This is a genomic window from Arthrobacter sp. Y81, assembly GCF_002929335.1.
Lineage (GTDB): Bacteria > Actinomycetota > Actinomycetes > Actinomycetales > Micrococcaceae > Arthrobacter.
Map to the genome: position 1 here is coordinate 121,520 of NZ_PJIL01000004.1, position 19,019 is coordinate 140,538.

Consider the following 19,019-nt stretch of genomic DNA (forward strand, 5'->3'; position numbering starts at 1 on the left):
CCCGCACCGCCGTCGTTCGGTCCGTCGCCGGACACAAACCTAGGCGGCGAGCGCCACCGCTTTCTTGCGGCGCGCCTTCGCCAGCCGGGTGCCGATCAGCCCCTGGCGGGGGCTGAACAGGTAGACGACGGCGAAGATGGCACTCTGGGTGAGCACCACCATAGCGCCGGAGGCGGTGTCCAGGTAGTAGCTGAGGTAGATGCCGGCAATGGAGCACAGCGCCGAAATCACCGGGGCGATCACCAGCATGCGGGAGAACCGGTCGGTCAGCAGGTAGGCCGTGGCGCCGGGGATGATCAGCATGGCCACCACGAGCACCACGCCCACGGTCTGCAGCGCCACCACCGAGGTGAGCGCCAGAAGGCCCAGCAGCAGCGCCCCCAGCCTTTTCGGGGACAGCCCGATGGCGTGGGCGTGCGTGGGATCGAAGGCGTAGAGCGTGAGGTCCCGCCGCTTGAGGATGAGGATGGCGAACGCCACCACTCCCAGCACCAGTACCTGGATGAGGTCCGGAATGCTGACGCCCAGCAGATTGCCGAAGATGATGTGGTTGAGGTCGGTCTGGCTCGGTGTGACGGAGATGAGCACCAGGCCCAGGGCGAACAGCGAGGTGAACACGATGCCGATGGCCGCGTCCTCCTTCACCCGGCTGGTGTTCCGGACCACCCCGATCAGGGTAACGGCGATCAGCGCGAAGACCAGCGCCCCCAGCGCGAACGGCGCCCCCACGATGTAGGCGAGGACCACGCCCGGGAGCACGGCGTGGGAGACGGCGTCGCCCATGAGCGACCAGCCGATCAGCACCAGCCAGCAGCTCAGCACGGCGCAGACAATGGCGGCGAGCGCTGTGGTGATGATGGCGCGGACCATGAAGTCGTAGCTCAGCGGTTCAAGCAGGAGGTCAAAGAGATCCATGGTCAGTTCCTGCCCTGGTGGTTCGAGAAGTCCTGCACCTGGCGGCCCGCGCCGGATGGATCCGGGGCATCCTCATCGGGGAGATCCTCGTCCGGGAGGTCCCGGTTGAGGACGTCCAGGCCGAAGGCCATGGCCAGGTTCTCGGGCTGCAGGACCAGCTCGGGCGGGCCGTGCATCAGGACCTTGCGCATCAGCAGCACCGCTTCGTCGCACAGCTGGGGCAGGGCGTGAAGGTCGTGGGTGGAAATGAGGATGGTGCAGCCGTCCGAGGCGAGTTCACGCAGCAGGCGGGTAATGGTGGCTTCGGAGCGTTTGTCCACTCCGGCGAACGGCTCGTCCAGGAGCATCATGGTGGCGCCCTGGGCGATGCCCCGGGCCACGAATGCGCGCTTCTTCTGGCCGCCGGAGAGCTGGCCGATCTGCCGGTTCGCGAACTCGGAGAGTTCCACCCGGTCAAGGGCGAGCTCGACGGCGGCACGGTCCGCCTTGGAGGGGCGGCGGGTGAAGCCCTGGTGCCCGTAGCGGCCCATCATCACCACGTCGCGGACAGACAGCGGGAACTGCCAGTCCACGTCCTCGCTCTGCGGGACGTAGCCGATGCCGCCCTCCTTGCGCGCCTTGGCCGGTGACTCACCGTTGATGAGGACGCGGCCGGCGTCGGGCTTGATCATTCCCATGATCACTTTGAACAGGGTGGACTTTCCGGAGCCGTTCATGCCGATCAGGCCGCAGATCCGTGCGGTGTCCAGGGTCAGTGACGCGGCGTCCAGGGCAAGGACCTCGCCGTAGTGGACGGTGACGTTTTCAACCAGGATGGCCGGGCTGCTCATGATGCCGCTCCTGTCAGTGCTTCGGTGATGATCTTGGAGTCGTGCCGGATGAGGTCCAGGTACGTGGGGACGGGGCCGTCCGCTTCGGACAGCGAGTCCACGTAGAGCACGCCGCCGAATTTCGCGCCCGTGGCTCCCTCCACTTGGCGCATGGGAGCATCGGAGACCGTGGACTCGCAGAACACGGCAGGGACCTTGTTGGCCTTGACGAATTCGATGGCCCGGGCGATCTGCTGCGGCGTGGCCTGCTGCTCGGCGTTGACGGCCCAGATGTAGACCTCGCGGAGGCCGGCGTCGCGCGCCAGGTAGGAGAAGGCCCCTTCACAGGTCACCAGCGCCCGCTGCGCCTCCGGAACGGAGGCGAGCTTCTGCACCATTTCGTCCTTCACGGTCTGCAGCTTGGCCTTGTAGGCCGCACCGTTCGCCTCGAAGGTGGACGCGTTGTCCGGGTCGAGCTTCGAGAACGCCTTCACCATGTTGTCCACGTAGATCTGGACGTTGACCGGCGACATCCACGCGTGCGGGTTCGGCTTGCCCTGGTAGGAGTCTTCGCTGATGGACATCACTTCCACGCCTTCGCTCACCACGGCGTGCGGAACATCCAGGCCCTCGACGAACTGGGCGAACCAGGCTTCGAGGTTCAGGCCGTTGTCCAGGATCAGGTCCGCCTTGGACGCCTTGCGGATGTCCCCTGGAGTGGGCTCATAGCCGTGGATTTCGGCGCCGGCCTTGGTGATGGACTCGACCTGCAGCTTGTCCCCGGCCACGTTCTGCGCGACATCCGCCAGCACGGTGAAGGTGGTCAGCACCACGGGCTTCTCGCTCCCTGACCCTTGGCCGGGGGCGGCACCCCCGCACGCGGCTAGGGACAGGCAGAGGAAAACGGCGACGACGGCGGCTCCGGCAGTGCGAAGGCCCCCGGTTCGGCGGACTACTTTGGCGCACCGAAACAGAAATTTAGGCATACCGAATATTGTACGGGGTGCCTCATCGCGGCTGCAACGTCGCTGCTTCACACGCCGACCCAACTGACTCGCATTTAACGTCGTCATTCACCGTTTTCACGACGCCAACTGCCAGTCAGTTGGGAAGCTAGGCTGGAGATATGGGAACAGCTCTCCGCAATTCCCCGGCGCCACAGCCGGATCTCTACCGTTTCTCCGCGCTCGACTACACCACCGTGGGGCTCTACGTGGCTGTGGCGGCACTCTTTGCCGTGGCAGGATCGCCGCTGCAACCGCTGCTGCTGCAGCTCTCCCCGGACCCCACTATTGCCGTGTACTCGGTGAACCTGCTGTTCTACGGCGGCGTCGGTGTCCTGGCCTTGGCTGCCGCCCGCCGGGTTGTCTCCCGGGACCTCCGCGTCCTGGCCACCAGGCCCTGGTTCACGCTGATCATGATTCCCGTCGCGGTGGTGGCCATGCTGATCCTGACGGCCCTGCTGGTGGCCCTCACCGGACCGGTGCAGGGCTCCGCCAACCAGGCCAATGTCCAGGCGCTCGTTCAACAGGTGTCGCCGTGGCTGATTGTGCCGCTGCTTGTCATCGTGGGTCCGTTTGTGGAGGAGTACATCTTCCGCCACCTGCTGATCGGCAAGCTCAGCCGCCGCGTCAACATCTGGGTGTGCTGCGTCCTGTCCACGGTCCTCTTCGCGGCGCTGCACATCGTGGGCCAGGAAACCCTCACGCTGCCGGTGCTGATGCCGTACCTGGCCATGGGCGCCACGCTGGTGTTCGTGTATGTGTGGACCGGGAAGAACGTGATGTTCTCCTACTTCGTCCATGCCGCCAAGAACCTGCTGGCCGTGGTGTTCATCTACGCGATCCCGCCCGAACTGATGGAGCAGCTGCAGCAGGTCCAGCCCTAGTGGCTCAGGGACAGGCCGCGGCGACCCTCTGAACCCGGACCGGAACTGTCCGCAAAACACTTCCGGCGGGAACACCGCCGTCGTAGTTTTGACCCATGGGACTCAACATTCAGATAGCGATCGACTGCAGTAATCCGCATGAACTTGCCGACTGGTGGGCGGAAACCCTGGACTGGGCGGTGGAACCGCAGGATGAAGCGTTCATCCGGTCCATGATCGAGCAGGGGTTTGCCACCGAAGCCGAAACAAAGACCCACAACGGCAGGCTGGTGTGGGCTGCCGGCGCAGCGATCCGGCCGGTCGAGGAACTCGAAGCCAAGGCACCCGCCCGCCGACTGCTGTTCCAGACCGTGCCGGAAGCGAAGACCATAAAAAACCGGGTGCATTGGGATGTCCGCCTTGACGGCAGGGACAAGGATGAGGTCCGCGCGGAGCTTGAGGCACGCGGCGCAAAATTCCTGTGGACCGCCAGCCAGGGGCCGCACGAATGGCACACCATGGCGGACCCCGAAGGCAACGAGTTCTGTATCAGCTGAGGCGATTACTAGACTCGGTCTGTGAGCAACGAATTCCCAGCCAAGGTATCCGACGTCTTTGACCCCTCCCGGTGGCGCACCGTGGCCGGCTTCGACGACTTCCAGGACATGACCTACCACCGGCAGGTTGAGCGGGACTCGGACGGCGCCGTGCTGCGGGACCTGCCCACGGTCCGCATCGCCTTCAACCGCCCGGAGGTCCGGAACGCATTCCGCCCGGGCACCGTGGACGAGCTCTACCGCGCCATGGACCATGCCCGCATGACCCCCAACGTGGCCACGGTGCTGCTCACGGGCAACGGGCCGTCACCCAAGGACGGCGGCCACTCGTTCTGCTCCGGCGGGGACCAGCGGATCCGCGGCCGTGACGGGTACCGCTATGCCGAGGGCGAGACCGAGGAGACCATCGATCCCGCCCGCGCCGGCCGGCTGCACATCCTGGAAGTACAGCGGCTCATGCGCACCATGCCCAAGGTGGTCATCGCCGTCGTCAACGGCTGGGCGGCCGGCGGCGGGCACTCGCTGCACGTCGTTTCCGACCTCACCATCGCCTCGCGCCAGCATGGCAAGTTCAAGCAGACGGACGCCACCGTGGGAAGTTTCGACGCCGGGTACGGCTCGGCGCTGCTGGCGCGCCAGATCGGCCAGAAGGCCGCCCGCGAAATCTTCTTCCTGGCCCGCGAATACTCCGCCGAGGACATGGTCCGGATGGGCGCCGTAAATGAGGCCGTGGACCACGAACGGCTTGAGGAAGTGGCATTGGAGTACGCGGCGGACATCGCCCGGCAGTCGCCGCAGGCCATCCGCATGCTCAAGTTCGCCTTCAACCTTGCCGACGACGGCCTGGCCGGGCAGCAGGTGTTCGCCGGCGAAGCCACCCGGCTGGCGTACATGACGGACGAGGCCGTGGAGGGCAAGGAAGCCTTCCTCGAGAAGCGCGATCCCGACTGGTCCCAGTTCCCGTACTACTTCTAAGCCCGCACTACTCCTAAGGCAGCCCCTGTGACTTCCCAGCCCCCGAACATCGAACCGGCGAACCTCGATTCTGCCCTGCGGGCCTTGGCGGACGCCCTCCACGGCGAGGGCCCCGCCGTCGAACTTTCCGCCGACGCTGACGGCAACATTGTGGTTTCCGCTGTGGAGACGCCGGGCTTCGAGGACGCCGCGGTGGTGGTGCGCACCTCCGGTTCCACCGGCGCGCCCAAAGCGACGGTCCTTACCGTGGAAGCCCTGGCGGCGTCGTCCGTGGCCACCGCGTTCGCACTCAAGGGCGAGGGCCAGTGGCTCCTCGCACTCCCCCTGCAGTACGTTGCCGGGGTGCAGGTCCTGGTGCGCTCCCTCTTCGCCGGAACCCGGCCGTGGGCCATGGACCTCTCCATAGGGTTCACGCCGGAAGCGTTCACCGCGGCCGCCCAGGAGCTCACGGACAAGATCCGCTTCACGTCCTTGGTGCCCACCCAACTGCAGCGGCTGCTGGACGCGCCGTCGGCCGAAACGCTTGCCGTTCTGCGCCGGTTCAACGGGATCCTGCTCGGCGGCGGCCCCGCGTCTCCGGAACTGCTTGATGCAGCCCGTGACGCCGGCGTTCGCGTGATCACCACCTACGGTTCCGCGGAGACCTGCGGCGGCTGCGTGTACGACGGCTTACCGCTCGAGGACGTCTTGGCACGGGTCGACGGGGACGGCAGGATCCTGCTGGGCGGCGCCACCCTGGCCGCCGGCTACCTCGGCGAGGCCGGACCGGCAGCCGACGACTTCTTCGAGGAGGACGGCGTCCGCTGGTACCGCACCGGCGACCTCGGCTCCATCGACGCCACCGGGAAGCTCACCGTGCTGGGCCGCGCCGACGACGTCATCATCACCGGAGGCGTGAAAGTTTCCGCCACGCACGTGCAGGCCGAGCTGGAAAAGCTCGACGGCGTGACGGCGGCCTTCGTGGCAGGCGTCCCCTCGGAAGAGTGGGGCCAGGCCGTGGCCGCATACGTTGCAGTGGAGGACAGCTCCCCCGCCGGCATCGAGGGTTTCACCGCGAAGCGGCACGATGGCCTGGGCCGGCTGGCTCCGAAAACCGTCCTCGCTGCCGGCGAGCTGATGATGCTGCCCAACGGCAAACCGGACCGGCTGGGCATGACTGTTCTGCTGGACGCGCTGCATCAGGGAAAATAGAGAAGCCCCGCCCCGGCCGAAGGGCCGGAGCGGCAGGATTTCGGCGGGTTTAACCCTCCGGCCGCACTGAAATGAACAACGAAGCAATCGGAGTACTGACCGTGGCCACAGCCGCACAATGGATCCAAGGCGCCCGACCGCGCACCCTGCCGGCTGCCATCGCACCGGTCCTGATCGGCACCGCCGCGGCCTTCGAGATGGACGCCTTCAAGCCGCTCAACGCCGTCCTGGCCGCGTTTGTGGCCTTATTGCTCCAGGTCGGCGTGAACTACGCCAACGACTACTCGGACGGGATCCGCGGCACCGACGAGGACCGCGTGGGACCCCTTCGCCTGGTGGGCTCGGGCGCCGCGAAGCCTGAGATGGTGAAGCGGGCGGCGTTCGCCGCGTTCGGGCTGGCCATGCTGTTCGGCCTGGTCCTGGTGGTCATTACCCAGGCGTGGTGGCTAATTCTGGTGGGCCTCGGCTGTGTCCTGGCCGCCTGGGGGTACACCGGCGGCAAGAACCCGTACGGCTACATGGGCCTGGGCGACGTGTTCGTGTTTGTGTTCTTCGGCCTCGTGGCCACCCTGGGCACCACGTACACGCAGGCGGGGCAGCTCAGCCTGGCCGCCATCATCGGGGCCATCGGCACCGGCCTGATCGCGTGTGCGCTCCTGATGGCCAACAACGTCCGGGACATCCCCACGGATATCCAGGCCGGCAAGAAGACGCTGGCCGTGCGGCTCGGCGACAAGCACGCCCGCGAAAGCTACGTCCTGATGCTGGCCGTCGCCATCCTGCTGGTGGTGGTCCTGGCACCCGCACGCCCGTGGATGCTCATTGTGCTGCTGCTGATCCCGGCCAGCCTGATGCCGTCATGGCTGATGATCAACGGCCGGAAGCGCAAGAGCCTCATCCCCGTCCTCAAGCAGACGGGCCTGATCAACCTGGGCTACAGCGTGCTGTTCTCCCTGGGCCTCGTCCTGAGCCACGGGCTGTAGGGATACAGCCGGGCGGGCTCAGGCGTCCTTGCGGGGAGTTTCTTCTTTGCTGGGAGCTTCGGTGCGGGGAATTTCCGAACGGACCGTGATGTCCGGGTTGGCGTCCACCAGGGTGTCTTCGGCGTCGGCGTCTTCAACCTCGCCGGCGGTGCGGATGGGCTTGGCCCGGCCGGAGAAGCGCTCATGCAGGCTGGCCGTCGCGGCGTCGCGCTGCTTCTGGAAGAACAGGTAGCTGATGGCGAAGGCAATCAGGCCGGCAAAGACTGCGGCCAGCAAAATTCCCACCTCGAGGAAGCTGAACAGCACGAGCAACGGCACGAACAGCGCCAGACGGATCAGGGAGTATTTCATAAAGGCCACGGTTCAAGTTTAGCCGTCCGGCGTCGAGGGCCATGCCAGTTGTGCCGTGGAGCCCCGCCTGGGAGCGAGCCCGCCAGTATGCGGTCTGGCCCAGCATGCCCCGGATTCCCCAGCATGCGAAAGAAGGGAGGGCAGTGCTGCAGGCGTCCGGACGGTAGACTGATGGTATGCCCCGTGTATTGGTCGCCGTTGCCGTTCTTGCCATATTCGTCTATGGCCTCGTGGACGTGATCCGGACTGATAAAAACCTCACCAGGGGTATCTCCAAGACGGCCTGGATCGTGGTGATGGTTGTCCTCCCCGTGGTGGGAGCGGCACTCTGGTTCATCATCGGCCGGCCTCGCGGAAGCCGCCCCGCCCCGCAGTCCTACAGCCACACCGTCGCGCCGGATGACGACCCCGATTTCCTGCGCAACCTCGAAGTCCGCCGCCGCAACCAGGCCGAGGCGGACCGCCTCAAGAAGCTCAAGGACGAACTCCAGGCCAAGGAGCACAAGCTCAACGGCGGCGCCTCCGGCACGGCCGGATCAGGCGAGGGCAAAGGCAAGGGCAGCCAGAACGGCAGCCACCGGGGGGACAAGCACACCGAGGAATCACACCACCCCGAGACCGACTCCCACGGCACGGACGAGGTCAAGTAAGCCTGTTCAAGTAAGCCCGCTTCGGCGGCAGCAGGTTCCGCCGTGCCCGGCGCTGAACCTGCCGGCGCCCTGAACCTGCCGGCGCTAAGACTCCATGGCACTAAGACTCCATGGCGTTAAGAATCCATCAAGAATGCGGGAACAACGCACCGCACTGCAGTCTGCGGATGTTTGATGAATTTAGGGGCTACTCCTCATGCAGAGAGCCGAGTGCAGAGGGACCAGTACCGAGAGCCCCCGAGCCAGGCGTAAGGAGCCCTGCCATGACCAACGACACTGCCGAGGCGGTCCTGTTCTTCGTGGGCATGGCCGTGCTGCTGATTGTCCTCGTGGTCACCCTCATCCGGTCCACAAAGTAGAGCCGGCCTCGTTCCCCATTTGCCAGTAGTGGCCGCTATTCTCCACTCATAGCGGCCATTACTGGCTAATCGGCGGCGCCCGGAGAGTCGCCACCGTCCGCCGGCCGCTGCAGTCCGGAACCTCCACCTGTCCTCCACATTGGCGCGGGGCTGTGGATAAGGGAGTGGCCGTCCTGCTACGGGGTCAAAATGCTCCTATGCACCTTCCCTCCGAGCTTCCGCAGGACCTTCTCCACGGTCCGTTCACTGTGGCGCAGGCCCGGTCAGCGGGCCTGACGAGGCGGCGCCTGAGGGCAAGCGACCTGGTTCAGCCCTGTCGCGGGGCACGCTTTTCAGCACTGGCCGAGGATACGTTGCTGCTTCGTGCCACCGCCCTCGTCGCTGTCACTGGAGCGGTGGTCAGCCATCTTTCAGCGGCCGCGCTGTGGGGTTTCCCGCTGCCGCTGGAACTGCAGAACATCGACGTCGTCCATCTCACGTGCAGTCCGGGCCAGCGAGCCGTCCGGCGGAAGGGTGTGGTGGGCCACCAGCTGATACTGGAGCCCGCGGAAATCACCAGCGGACGGCACGTGCAATGCACCTCTCCCCTGCGGACGTGGTTCGACCTTGCGGGAATCCTTGGCCTCGATGACCTTGTCATAGCCGGCGATTTCCTGTTCCGACGGAGGAATCCGCTCGCCACTCTTGCCGAGCTGGACGACTTCCTGTCCGGCAAGACCGGTAAGCCCGGCTATCGCAGGGCCATGCGGGCCTGTGCCCTGCTGCGCACACGGACGGATTCCCCCAAGGAGACGGAAGTCAGGCTGCTACTGCGCCGCCATGGCCTTCCCGAGCCGGCCATCAACGTGCCTATGGTTGACGCCTCCGGCAGGTGGATCCAGGACCCGGATATGTCCTATGAGCGGGAAAAGATCGCCATCCAGTACGACGGCGGCCACCATGCCTCGCCTGCACAACGCCGCAGCGACATCTTCCGTGACGAGGATGCCAAGGAAGCGGGATGGCGGGTAGTGGTGCTGACCCAGAGCGACCTCGATCCCTTCGCACCCGGCGCGGAGCCCAGGGCCGTGACCCGTGTACGCAAAGCGCTCGTGGAGCGTGGCTGGGCACCGGAACCGTCCCGGCGTCGTCGGCCATCTGACGCCAATGGCCGCTAAGCGGGTGGCTTAGCGGCCATGAGTGGCAAATCGCGCGGGCGGGAGCGCAGAAGGCGCCCGGGAAAGGCGCCCCCTGCCTACAGCCCCGAGTAGGAGTGCAGGCCGTTGAAGAACTGGTTCACGATGGTGAAGTTGAAGATCACGCAGAGGTAGCCCACGATCGACAGCCATGCGGCGCGCGTGCCGGTCCAGCCGCGCGTGGCCCGGGCGTGCAGGTAGCCGGCGTAAACCACCCAGATTACGAACGTCCAGACTTCCTTGGTGTCCCATCCCCAGAATCGGCCCCAGGCCTTCTCGGCCCAGATGGCACCGAACATCAGCGTGAAGGTCCAGCCGACAAACGCGACAGCGTTGATGCGGTAGGACAGGTTCTCGAGGCTCAGCGCCGAGGGCACCAGGCGCATGAAGCCCAGCTTGTCCCCGCCGCCGGCAGCGATGGTCTTCTGCCGATGGGCCTGAACCAGCTGCAGGGCGGACATCGCGAAAGTCAGGGTGAAGAGCGCGGAGGAAATGACGGCGATGGAGACGTGGATGATCAGCCAGTAGCTCTGCAGCGCCGGCACCAGGTGCCCCACGGGCGTCCAGTAAGCCACGGACGCGGCCACGAGCATGATGATGGCCAGGCCGATCACGAACGTGCCCAGGAAGCGCAGGTCGCGGCGGATCAGCACCAGCAGGAAGACCGCAACCGCTACGAAAGCGCCGGTGGTCAGGAATTCGTACATGTTGCCCCACGGCACCCGGCCCGAACCGATGGCACGGGTGACCACGCCGGCACAATGGATCAGTGCGCCCAGCACGGTCAGGGCAACTGCAACGCGGGCGGGTACGCGGCGTTCCGCGGCGTAACGCATGCCGGCGTCGGCCGTCTGCCCGGCACCGCCCGCGGCGCCCTTGGACGCACCACCCGTTGCCGACGACGGCCGCTCGGCGCGGCCCATCGGCCCGCTGACGTCCGAATCGGCCCGGTCAACTACGGGACGGTCAACACCTGCACGGTCGACGGCGGCGGCCCCCACCCCTGCACCGACCGGGACCTTGGCCGTTGCGGAGCCTGACGCACCCGCCGCGGCAGCAGCCTTGAGGTCCACTGCGCGCAGCGCCTTGCTGCTCTTGGCCAGGTCCCACGCGAAGGCGATAAAGGCCACCGTGTACGTGCCGGCCGCCAGCAGCATAAAGAGCTCGCTGTACTGGCCCATGGTTTCGTTGATGGGGAACATTACTGGTCCTTCTTCGACTCGGGTGAGCCGGCTGTTGACTGGATGAAGTCTTCTGTGGGCGTGTCCGTGGCGGCCTCGTTCTTGCCGCTGCCGGCCTTGCCGCTGTCCGTGGGGACGCCGCCGGCCGGGACACTCCCCGCCGGGCCATTATCCATCTGCCCGCTGGGAGCATTCTGGGAGTCCAGATCCCATTCGTCCGTGAGGAGTCCGCGGATCGCCGCGGCCTCTGCGGCGAGGCGGTGGTCCTCACCGCGGGCCAGGAGCCCGTACTCCACCATGGTGCGGCCGTCCTCGTGCGTGCCGGTGCGGACCCAGACCCGGCGGCGGTTCACGTACAGCGAGGTCACCAGCCCGGCCACGGCCAGCAGTGCGAAGATCAGGGCGTACAGCTGGCCCGGGTTGTGGTGGATGTCCACGCCGATGTAGCGCTTCACGCCGTCGAAACTGATGGATCCTTTGCCGTCCGGGAGCGTGTACGTGCTGCCGGGAGCCAGGGTGATGCCGCCGGCGTCGAGGTTCCGGGCATTGAGCGGCGTCAGCTTCTTCACATCGAGCTCGAAGACGTTCTGCGGCGAGCCCGCGTCCAGGCCGAGGTCGCCGAAGTACGAATTCAGGGTGAGTTGCGGGTTGATCAGTTCCGGGTCCCCGCTGAAGGACACGCCCTCCTCGGTGACGAAGGCGGTGGGCAGGAAGAAGCCGGCAAACCCGAGCTGATCCGGCTTGGCATCGGGAACCTTGATCACCACGGAGGAGTAGTAGTTGTCCCCCTGCAGCTTGGCGACCACCGGGCCTTCCATGGCAACGTTGCCGTCGCCATCGCGGATGGTCACCACGGGGGCGTAGCCGTTGCCGGTGAGGTAGATGCTGGTGCCGCCCAGGCTGACGGGATCGTTGACCTTCAGCACCTGCTTCTCCGCAGGCGCGTCCGGGGTATCCCGGGTGGTCACGTCCGCTTTGAAGTCGATGGGCTGGCCGAACTTGCCCTTCGATTCACGGTCGAACGTGATCTGGAACTTGTCCAGCTGGATGGAGTACGGCTGGAGCTGGCTGCTTTGGAAATTGGAGCCCGGGGTGAACTGGTCGTAGCCCACCAGCGTGTTCACGAACGTGTCGCCCTCCACCAGGATCCGCTGCCCGCTGTACCCGAACAGGCCGCCGGCTGCCACGGACACCAGGACGCCGATCAGCGAGGTGTGGAACACCAGGTTCCCCACTTCCCTCAGGAAGCCGCGCTCGGCCCCCAAAGAGGGCCGCGCGCCGTCGTCGTCCCTCACGTCAACGCGGTAACCGCGCTTCTTCAGCTTCGCGGCAGCGTCCGCAATAGCGGCGGACGCCGGGATCCCGGCGTCCGCGGGGATCACCAGCGTGCCGTACTCGGGCAGGCGGGACAGCCTCGCCGGAGTACGCGGAGGCTGGGAGCGCATGGCCCTGTAGTGGGCGATCGCGCGGGGAACCACGCAGCCGATCAGCGAGATGAAGAGCAGGATGTAGATGGCGGAGAACCACGCCGAGGAGTAGACGTCGTAGAGCTGGAGGGAGTCCAGGATCTTGCCGTAGTCCGGGTGGTCCGCGATGTACTGCGTGACGATCGACGGGTTCGCGGGGCGCTGCGGGAACAGCGATCCGGGCACCGCGGCAACGGCCAGCAGGAGGAGCAGGAACAGCGCTGTGCGCATGCTGGTGAGCTGGGTCCAGGCCCAGCGGAGCATGCCCAGGGGTCCCAGCGCAGGAAGGGCAGCTTCGGCCTTGGCCTTGGCCACGGGAGTCGCTGCTCCGGTCTTGCCCCGTTCCGGTGCTGTTTCCTCCGGGGCAGGGGACTTCTTCTGTTTGTTCACTCGCTCGCTCATCAGATCGGCAATTTCACATCGGTTTGGAACCAGTACTGCAACCCGGAAACCCAGGCGCCCCACACTCCGCTGGCCATCAGCAGGCCGAGCACCACCAGGATGCCGCCGCCGATCCGCTGGATCGCGAGCCGGTGCTTGCGGAAGAAGGACATCACGCCGACGCCACGGCGCACGGCCAGGGCGATCAGCAGGAACGGGATGCCCAGCCCGAGGCTATAGACGAAGGCCAGGAAGGCGCCCTTGGCGGCCGAGGACCCTCCGGACATGCTCAGGAGCTGGACGGCGGAGTAGGTGGGACCGATGCACGGCGCCCACCCCAGGCCGAAGGTGATGCCCAGCAGCGGCGCACCCCACAGCCCGGCGGGCGGCTTGGCATGGATCTTGGCGTCCCGCTGCAGCCAGCTGAATCCGCCCATGAACACCACGCCCATGATGATCACCAGGACGCCCAGCACCTGCGTGATCCAGGCATTCTGACCGCCGCTGATCATGGACCCCAGCTGGCCGAACGCACCGCCCAGCAGGACGAAAATCACGGAGAAGCCGAGCACGAACAGGCCGATTCCGGCCAGCATCCGGCCCCGCTTTTGCTTCTCCAGGTCCACGCCGGTCAGTCCGGTGACGTAGCCCAGGTACCCCGGCACCAGCGGCAGGACGCACGGGGAGAGGAAGGACACGAGTCCGGCCAGCAGCGCCACCGGGATGGCAAGCAGCAGCGAACCGTTGAGGATGGCTTCGGCGAAGGGGCTGTTCACGGTGAGGGCGCCGCCGTCACTCTGCCACGGCGGCGGTTATAAGGGCCTTGAGCGTGCCCTTTTGGATTTCGCCCAGGACGCGGGACGCAACCCGGCCCTGCTTGTCCAGCACCAGCGTGGTGGGCACAGCACCGGGAGGTACCAGCCCGGATACGGCCAGGAGCACGCCGCCGTCCTTGTCATGGAAGCTGGGGTAGGTCAGGTTGAAGGTCTTGTCGAACGCCTCGGCGGCAGCCTTTTCGTCGCGGAGGTTCACGCCGTAGAACTGCACGCCCTGCTCCTTGAACTCCTGGTGCAGCGCTTCCAGCGACGGCGCTTCGACGCGGCACGGCGCACAGGCAGCGAACCAGAAGTTGAGGACGGTGACTTTTCCGACGAAGTCCGCGGGCTCCACGGTGGTTCCGTCGAACAGGGTGCCTTTGATGCTGACGGCGGATTTGCGGTCCGCGGCGGCGAATTCGGTCACGGACCCGTCGCCCGCCACATAATTCTTGTTGTCCCCCGCCTTGGCCTGCTTTGCCAGGGCGTCTTCCTGCGCACACGCGGAAAGGCCCAGTGTCAGGGCGGCCAGACCCAGGCCGCCGGCGGCGAGGACGCTGCGGCGGGAGGCCGGGCGCATCGCTTCGCTGCCTGCGTTGCCTGCGTTGTTGATCTTGGATCCGGCCACGCTCAGGCCCCCGGGGTGCTGGAGGCGCCGGGCAGAAGGGCGGCAGCAGGCTCGCTGTAATCCACGCGCAGGAGGGTGCCGTCGTCGTCGAACACCAGCGAGGTGAGGGAAGTGAGCGTGCATTCGCGCTTGCGCGGATCGTGCCAGAGGGGCCTGCCCTCGGCACTCAGCCGCGTGGACCAGATGGGGAGCTGATGGCTGACAAGGACGGCCTCGGCGCCGTCGCCACCCAGTTCGATGGCACGCAGGCGTGCGTCCTGGACCGCGGCGATGACGCGGGCGGCCTGGTCTTTGTAGGGCTCGCCCCACGACGGAACGAACGGGTTGCGCAAGTGCGGCCAGTGCCTGGGCTTGAGGAGTTCGGCCTTGTTGACCCTGAGGCCTTCGAAGTGGTTGCCGGCCTCGATGATGCGGTCCTCGGTGTTGATTTCGAGGTGCAGCGCTTCAGAGATGGGGAGGGCTGTTTCCTGTGCCCGGGTCAGCGGCGATGCCACCAGATGCACGATTTTGGCCCCCTGCGCGGCGCGGTCGCTGAAGTGCGCGGCGAGCGTCTTGGCCATCTGCTGTCCGAGTGCGGAGAGGTGGAATTCCGGCAGCCGTCCGTAGAGGACGCCGTCCGGATTGTGGACCTCGCCGTGGCGAAGGAGATGAACAGTGGCTTGGGGCATGTTTACCAGTTTCTCAAAGATGTCGGGTGATCTGAAATCTTCTACAAGAAGTAGAACTGGGAAGTTTGAAGAAATGTTCAAAGGAGTTGGAATAAAAGATGCAAATGCATGTTTATACTTGGTGAAGCAGTTAGTTGAGACTTCAACCAAAGAAGTTTCGGCTGGCGATCAGACATCCTTCCGCAAGAGATTCCGACCACAGATCACAAGGAGCAACACCATGGCACTGCCCACCAACATCACCACCGGCACCTGGACCCTCGACAACTCGCACAGCGAAATCGCCTTCACCGTGCGCCACGCAGGCATCAGCAAGGTCCGCGGCCAGTTCAAGGACGCCGCAGCAACCCTGGACCTGTCAGAGAACGTTGCCGACTCCAAGGTCAACGCCACCATCCAGACCGCCAGCTTTGACTCGGGCGACGTCAACCGCGACGGCCACGTCCGCGGCGAAGACTTCTTCGACGTCGAGAAATTCCCGGAGATCTCCTTCGTTTCCAACACGATCGTTCCCAAGGGCGACGCCTACGAACTCCAGGGCGATCTCACCATCAAGGGCGTCACCCGCCCGGTGGCCCTCGAGACCGAATTCAACGGCGTTGCTGTGGACCCGTTCGGCATGACCCGCGCCGGCCTCACCGCTGAAACCACCATCAGCCGCAAGGACTTCGGCCTGACCTGGAACGCCGTACTGGAAGCCGGCGGCGTGCTGGTCAGCGACAAGGTTGCCATCAACCTTGAGCTCGCGTTCATCGCCCCGGCCGCATAGTTACCCGCGCCCGAGAAGAACCGCACGCCAACACAACGCCCCGCTCCGTCAATGCGACGGAGCGGGGCGTTGTGTTTAATGCGCTGTCGCCAATTCGGAATACCTCTCCGGAATGATCCACCGCGCGGCCGGAGAGGGGTACGGTGGAAGCAAACCATGCTGGGGGCAGGGCACCGTTACTGATCCCGGTACCCGTTTAATCAGTAGTCGACCCGCAAAGGACCAACTATGAGCACGCCTCCAGCCCAGCCGGCCAACCCGAACGAACCTGAGAACGGCAAGCCTGACGCGCCCCAGTACGGCCAGAACGCGCCGCAGTCGCCGGCTGCACCGCAGTACGGCCAGCAGTCCCCAGCCGCTCCCCAGTACGGGCAGAACGCGCCAGAGTCCCCCGCAGCCCCGCAGTACGGGCAGAACGCGCCGCAGTCCCCTGCCGCTCCGCAATACGGGCAGAACGCGCCGCAGTCCCCTGCGGCCCCGCAGTACGGGCAGCAGTCCCCTGCCGCTCCGCAATACGGGCAGCAGCCGCAGCAGTTCGGACAGCAGGGCACCCCGCCCCAGTACGGCCAGCAGCCGCAGCAGCCCTACGGCCAGGCCCCGCAGCAGTACGGCCAGTCACCGTACGCCCAGTACCCGTCCGAGCATCCCCAGGGTGCTGCCGCCGGCGGTGTTCCGAAGATGGTCAACAACGCTTTCTGGATGATTGTTGCGGCAGGCGCCCTGTGGCTCATCTCCCTTCTGGTTGCCATTCCCGCGCTCGATGATCCCGCCATGCGGAGTACGTTCGAAGAGCAGATGCGGGCCGGCGGAGCCGACGTCGACTTTGAGTCGATCAAGGGTGTTGTAGTCGGCATGATGGTTGTGGTGGGCCTGATCGGCGCGGGACTGTACGCACTGGTGGCCCTCAACGTCCGCAAGGGCAAGAACTGGGCCCGCATCCTGGGCACCGTCCTGGCCGCCCTTTCGATCTTCAGCCTCCTCCCGCTCAGCATCGGAACGGTGGCAGTCTTGCTTGGCATCGCAGCCATCGTGATGCTTTACCTCCCGGCCTCCGCGCCGTACTTCCAGAAGCAGCAGCCTTTCGGGAGCCCCTACTCCCAGCCGGGCAACCCCTACGGCCGCTAACTTCGGCCCGGCTGCCTGACGGCCGCCACAGCAGCACCACAACGCAACACCTCAGTTCCACAGCCAGCGGGCGTGGGCTTCGGAAGGTCAGCGGCTTCAGCCGCCAGACTCCGAAGTCCGCGCCCGCTGTGTTTTGGCGGGTCGCTCCTTGAGCCGAAATTGAGGCGCAAACTATCCACAGATCGCTCCTGCGCGCGGTACCGTGTAACCAAAGTGACGCTGGGGGCAGAAAGACGTGGCTGATCCCGGCAGGTGTTTAGTCAGTAGCCGACTAGCAAAGGATCAACATGAGCACTCCGCCCGTCCCGCCGTCGTATCCCTACGATCCCCAATCCGGCGGTCAGTACGACCAGCAGCCTCCGCAGTACGGGCAGAGCCCTCAGTACGGCCAGAGCCCTCAGTTCGGCCAGCCCCAGCAGTACGGCCAGCCCCAGCAGTTCGGGCAGCAACAATTCCTCGTCTACCCTTCGGAGATGCCGCAGCAGCGCACCGCGGGTTCCAGCGCCGCTCCCCCGCTCGTGAACACGTCCTTCTGGCTGCTGATCGGCGCGTGCGTCGTGTGGGTCAGCTCGGTCTTCCTGTCGATGGGTTCAATCGACGACCCCGCAATGCGCAGCCAGTTCGATGCCAGGCTGGCAACCAGCGGAGCTGACGTGGATTTCGAGGCCCTCAAGGGCGTCATCGTGGGAATGGTGGCGCTGATGGCCGCCATCGGTGTTCTGATGTATGCGCTGGTCGCATTCAATATCAGGAAGGGCCGCAACTGGGCGCGGATTCTCGGCACCATCCTTGCGGCGTTCTCCCTGCTTGGCGTCCTCGAAATGGGACTGGGCACGCTGTCCATCCTGGCCGGCGTGGCCGGCATGGTGCTCCTGTACCTCCCCGCGTCCGCGCCGTTCTTCAGGAAGTACCAGCCGTTCGGGAGCCCCTACGCGCAGCCGGGCTACCCCTACGGCCGCTGAGCGCTGGTAGGCCCGGAGGCCGCACCCCAGTGAACGGCCCGGGCTGACCGGGCAGGCTGGAAGCTATTCGGCGTCGTCCGGGCCCTGGGTCCTCTGTGCGTGATAGGCAAGGATCTGCAGTTCGGTGGCCATGTCCACCTTGCGCAGGTTTACGCCGGCCGGCACCTGGAGCATCACCGGCGCGAAGCTGAGGATGCTGCGCACTCCGGCTGCGATAACGCGGTCGCACACACCCTGAGCCACGGCCGCGGGCAGGGCCAGCACCACCATGTTGGTTCCGGTGCGCTGGAGGACAGGCTCGAGGTCCGCTACGTCGCTGACCCGCAGCCAGCCAACTTCGTTGCCCACCACCATCTGGTCGGCGTCGAAAATCGCCACAACGTCGAACCCCCGGGACTCAAAGCCGCCGTACCGCGCCAGGGCCTTGCCCAGGTTACCGGCGCCCACGATTGCCACTTTCCAGTCGCGGGTCAGGCCCAGCGCTGCTGAGATATGGCGGCTGAGGTACTGCACTTCATAGCCGACGCCGCGTGTGCCGTAGGACCCGACGTGCGAGAGATCCTTCCGGAGCGTGGACGAGCTCACGCCGGAGGCTTCGGCCAGCGATTCGGAGGAGACGCGTTCAACACCCTCGGCCAGCATTGTGGTGAGGGCGCGCAAATAGATGGTCAGCCGGGCCACGGCCGCGGGCGGAATCTGCTTGGCCGCAGTTCCGCTATCCCCGTGGACAGCCTCGGGGGAAGAATCCAGCGAAGTCACTATCTGCTCCATTGCGTCGCGTTGTGAGTCCACTCTAGAGCCCAGTCTGCACTGCCAACAAAGCAGGAGTCACGGCGCGCCACGGCTTCCGGCGCATAATGCCGCCATGCTCCGGCGTCACCCGGCCGCGTCCCATACAACTCCCCGCCATCCCTACTTGGCCATGGCCTGGCGCAGGACCCGGTCCAGGCGGGTTTCGTCGATCTTCCAGAAGTCACGCTGGATCCCGTCGACGAGGACCACGGGGATTTCTTCGGCATACCGCTCACGCAGTTCCGGCCGGTTGTCCACCAACTGTTCCGTCCACTCCAGTCCCAACGCGGCGGTGACGCGTCCGACGGCGTCGCGCGCCGCCTCACAGAGGTGGCAGTCAGCTTTGGTGATCAGGACGACGTCGGGTTTTGCCATGCCTCAACCGTAGCCCGGGCCGCCG

The 19,019-nt window shown here is 65.9% G+C and carries 21 protein-coding genes; 10 read left to right on the plus strand and 11 right to left on the minus strand.

What is annotated here, in order from left to right:
• Positions 1–39: 39 nt before the first annotated feature.
• The 3 genes from CXQ91_RS07550 to CXQ91_RS07560 are packed head-to-tail and all read right to left on the minus strand — an operon-like array spanning position 40 to position 2,710.
• Positions 40–915, minus strand: coding sequence for a metal ABC transporter permease (locus CXQ91_RS07550; RefSeq protein WP_104173305.1), 876 nt, complete (start codon positions 913–915; stop codon positions 40–42).
• Positions 916–917: 2 nt separating this feature from the next.
• The gene (locus CXQ91_RS07555) at positions 918–1,745 is read right to left on the minus strand and encodes a metal ABC transporter ATP-binding protein (RefSeq protein WP_258073869.1); all 828 of its coding nucleotides are present in this window, start codon (positions 1,743–1,745) and stop codon (positions 918–920) included.
• Positions 1,742–2,710, minus strand: a complete 969-nt coding sequence (locus CXQ91_RS07560) for a metal ABC transporter substrate-binding protein (protein ID WP_104173306.1) — start codon at positions 2,708–2,710, stop codon at positions 1,742–1,744. Before CXQ91_RS07560 ends, CXQ91_RS07555 begins: the two co-directional genes overlap by 4 nt.
• A gap of 140 nt (positions 2,711–2,850) precedes the next feature.
• Here CXQ91_RS07560 and CXQ91_RS07565 point away from each other — a divergent pair, with 140 nt between their 5' ends.
• The 5 genes from CXQ91_RS07565 to CXQ91_RS07585 all read left to right on the plus strand — a co-directional run bounded on the left by CXQ91_RS07565 (position 2,851) and on the right by CXQ91_RS07585 (position 7,297).
• Positions 2,851–3,612, plus strand: coding sequence for a CPBP family intramembrane glutamic endopeptidase (locus tag CXQ91_RS07565; RefSeq protein ID WP_104173307.1), 762 nt, complete (start codon positions 2,851–2,853; stop codon positions 3,610–3,612).
• A gap of 95 nt (positions 3,613–3,707) precedes the next feature.
• Positions 3,708–4,148, plus strand: a complete 441-nt coding sequence (locus CXQ91_RS07570; protein WP_104173308.1) for a VOC family protein — start codon at positions 3,708–3,710, stop codon at positions 4,146–4,148.
• A 21-nt stretch (positions 4,149–4,169) separates the two neighbouring features.
• Positions 4,170–5,123, plus strand: a complete 954-nt coding sequence (locus tag CXQ91_RS07575; protein ID WP_104173309.1) for a 1,4-dihydroxy-2-naphthoyl-CoA synthase — start codon at positions 4,170–4,172, stop codon at positions 5,121–5,123.
• Positions 5,124–5,150: 27 nt separating this feature from the next.
• Entirely contained in the window at positions 5,151–6,314 is a 1,164-nt protein-coding gene (locus CXQ91_RS07580) for an AMP-binding protein (RefSeq protein WP_258073870.1), read from the plus strand.
• A gap of 101 nt (positions 6,315–6,415) precedes the next feature.
• Positions 6,416–7,297, plus strand: a complete 882-nt coding sequence (locus tag CXQ91_RS07585) for a 1,4-dihydroxy-2-naphthoate polyprenyltransferase (protein WP_104173442.1) — start codon at positions 6,416–6,418, stop codon at positions 7,295–7,297.
• 18 nt (positions 7,298–7,315) lie between these two features.
• Here CXQ91_RS07585 and CXQ91_RS07590 read toward each other — a convergent pair whose 3' ends face one another.
• Positions 7,316–7,648, minus strand: coding sequence for a DUF4229 domain-containing protein (locus tag CXQ91_RS07590; RefSeq protein ID WP_104173310.1), 333 nt, complete (start codon positions 7,646–7,648; stop codon positions 7,316–7,318).
• Between the two features lie 176 nt (positions 7,649–7,824).
• Here CXQ91_RS07590 and CXQ91_RS07595 point away from each other — a divergent pair, with 176 nt between their 5' ends.
• Both CXQ91_RS07595 and CXQ91_RS07600 read left to right on the plus strand, forming a co-directional pair.
• The gene (locus CXQ91_RS07595; RefSeq protein WP_104173311.1) at positions 7,825–8,298 is read left to right on the plus strand and encodes a PLDc N-terminal domain-containing protein; all 474 of its coding nucleotides are present in this window, start codon (positions 7,825–7,827) and stop codon (positions 8,296–8,298) included.
• Between the two features lie 556 nt (positions 8,299–8,854).
• Positions 8,855–9,814 (plus strand): hypothetical protein, encoded by a 960-nt coding sequence (locus CXQ91_RS07600; RefSeq protein WP_104173312.1) that lies wholly within the window; start codon positions 8,855–8,857, stop codon positions 9,812–9,814.
• 77 nt (positions 9,815–9,891) lie between these two features.
• On the opposite strand, the gene ccsB is transcribed toward CXQ91_RS07600, so the two are convergent.
• Genes ccsB through CXQ91_RS07625 form a run of 5 tightly spaced genes read right to left on the minus strand, consistent with a single transcriptional unit; the run spans position 9,892 to position 14,971 of the window.
• Positions 9,892–11,034 (minus strand): c-type cytochrome biogenesis protein CcsB, encoded by a 1,143-nt coding sequence (ccsB, locus tag CXQ91_RS07605; RefSeq protein WP_104173313.1) that lies wholly within the window; start codon positions 11,032–11,034, stop codon positions 9,892–9,894.
• Positions 11,034–12,881 (minus strand): cytochrome c biogenesis protein ResB, encoded by a 1,848-nt coding sequence (locus CXQ91_RS07610; protein ID WP_104173314.1) that lies wholly within the window; start codon positions 12,879–12,881, stop codon positions 11,034–11,036. The genes ccsB and CXQ91_RS07610 overlap by 1 nt, the downstream gene beginning before the upstream one ends.
• Positions 12,881–13,636, minus strand: a complete 756-nt coding sequence (locus tag CXQ91_RS07615) for a cytochrome c biogenesis CcdA family protein (RefSeq protein ID WP_104173315.1) — start codon at positions 13,634–13,636, stop codon at positions 12,881–12,883. Before CXQ91_RS07615 ends, CXQ91_RS07610 begins: the two co-directional genes overlap by 1 nt.
• A 16-nt stretch (positions 13,637–13,652) precedes the next feature.
• Complete coding sequence (locus CXQ91_RS07620; protein WP_104173443.1) at positions 13,653–14,255, minus strand: TlpA disulfide reductase family protein; 603 nt, start codon at positions 14,253–14,255, stop codon at positions 13,653–13,655.
• A 50-nt stretch (positions 14,256–14,305) separates the two neighbouring features.
• Positions 14,306–14,971, minus strand: coding sequence for a histidine phosphatase family protein (locus tag CXQ91_RS07625; RefSeq protein ID WP_104173316.1), 666 nt, complete (start codon positions 14,969–14,971; stop codon positions 14,306–14,308).
• Positions 14,972–15,191: 220 nt separating this feature from the next.
• Between CXQ91_RS07625 and CXQ91_RS07630 the strand changes: the two genes are divergently transcribed.
• The 3 genes from CXQ91_RS07630 (at position 15,192) to CXQ91_RS07640 (ending at position 17,827) form a co-directional block, all read left to right on the plus strand.
• A complete protein-coding gene (locus CXQ91_RS07630) occupies positions 15,192–15,740 on the plus strand; it encodes a YceI family protein (protein ID WP_104173317.1) in 549 nt (182 codons plus the stop codon).
• Positions 15,741–15,968: 228 nt separating this feature from the next.
• On the plus strand, positions 15,969–16,865 hold the full coding sequence (locus tag CXQ91_RS07635) for a hypothetical protein (protein ID WP_104173318.1): 897 nt from the start codon (positions 15,969–15,971) through the stop codon (positions 16,863–16,865).
• 287 nt (positions 16,866–17,152) lie between these two features.
• A complete protein-coding gene (locus CXQ91_RS07640) occupies positions 17,153–17,827 on the plus strand; it encodes a hypothetical protein (RefSeq protein ID WP_104173319.1) in 675 nt (224 codons plus the stop codon).
• A gap of 63 nt (positions 17,828–17,890) precedes the next feature.
• Here CXQ91_RS07640 and CXQ91_RS07645 read toward each other — a convergent pair whose 3' ends face one another.
• Both CXQ91_RS07645 and CXQ91_RS07650 read right to left on the minus strand, forming a co-directional pair.
• A complete protein-coding gene (locus CXQ91_RS07645; protein WP_104173320.1) occupies positions 17,891–18,586 on the minus strand; it encodes a redox-sensing transcriptional repressor Rex in 696 nt (231 codons plus the stop codon).
• Between the two features lie 153 nt (positions 18,587–18,739).
• Positions 18,740–18,994, minus strand: coding sequence for a glutaredoxin family protein (locus tag CXQ91_RS07650; protein WP_104173321.1), 255 nt, complete (start codon positions 18,992–18,994; stop codon positions 18,740–18,742).
• Between the last annotated feature and the right edge of the window lie 25 nt (positions 18,995–19,019).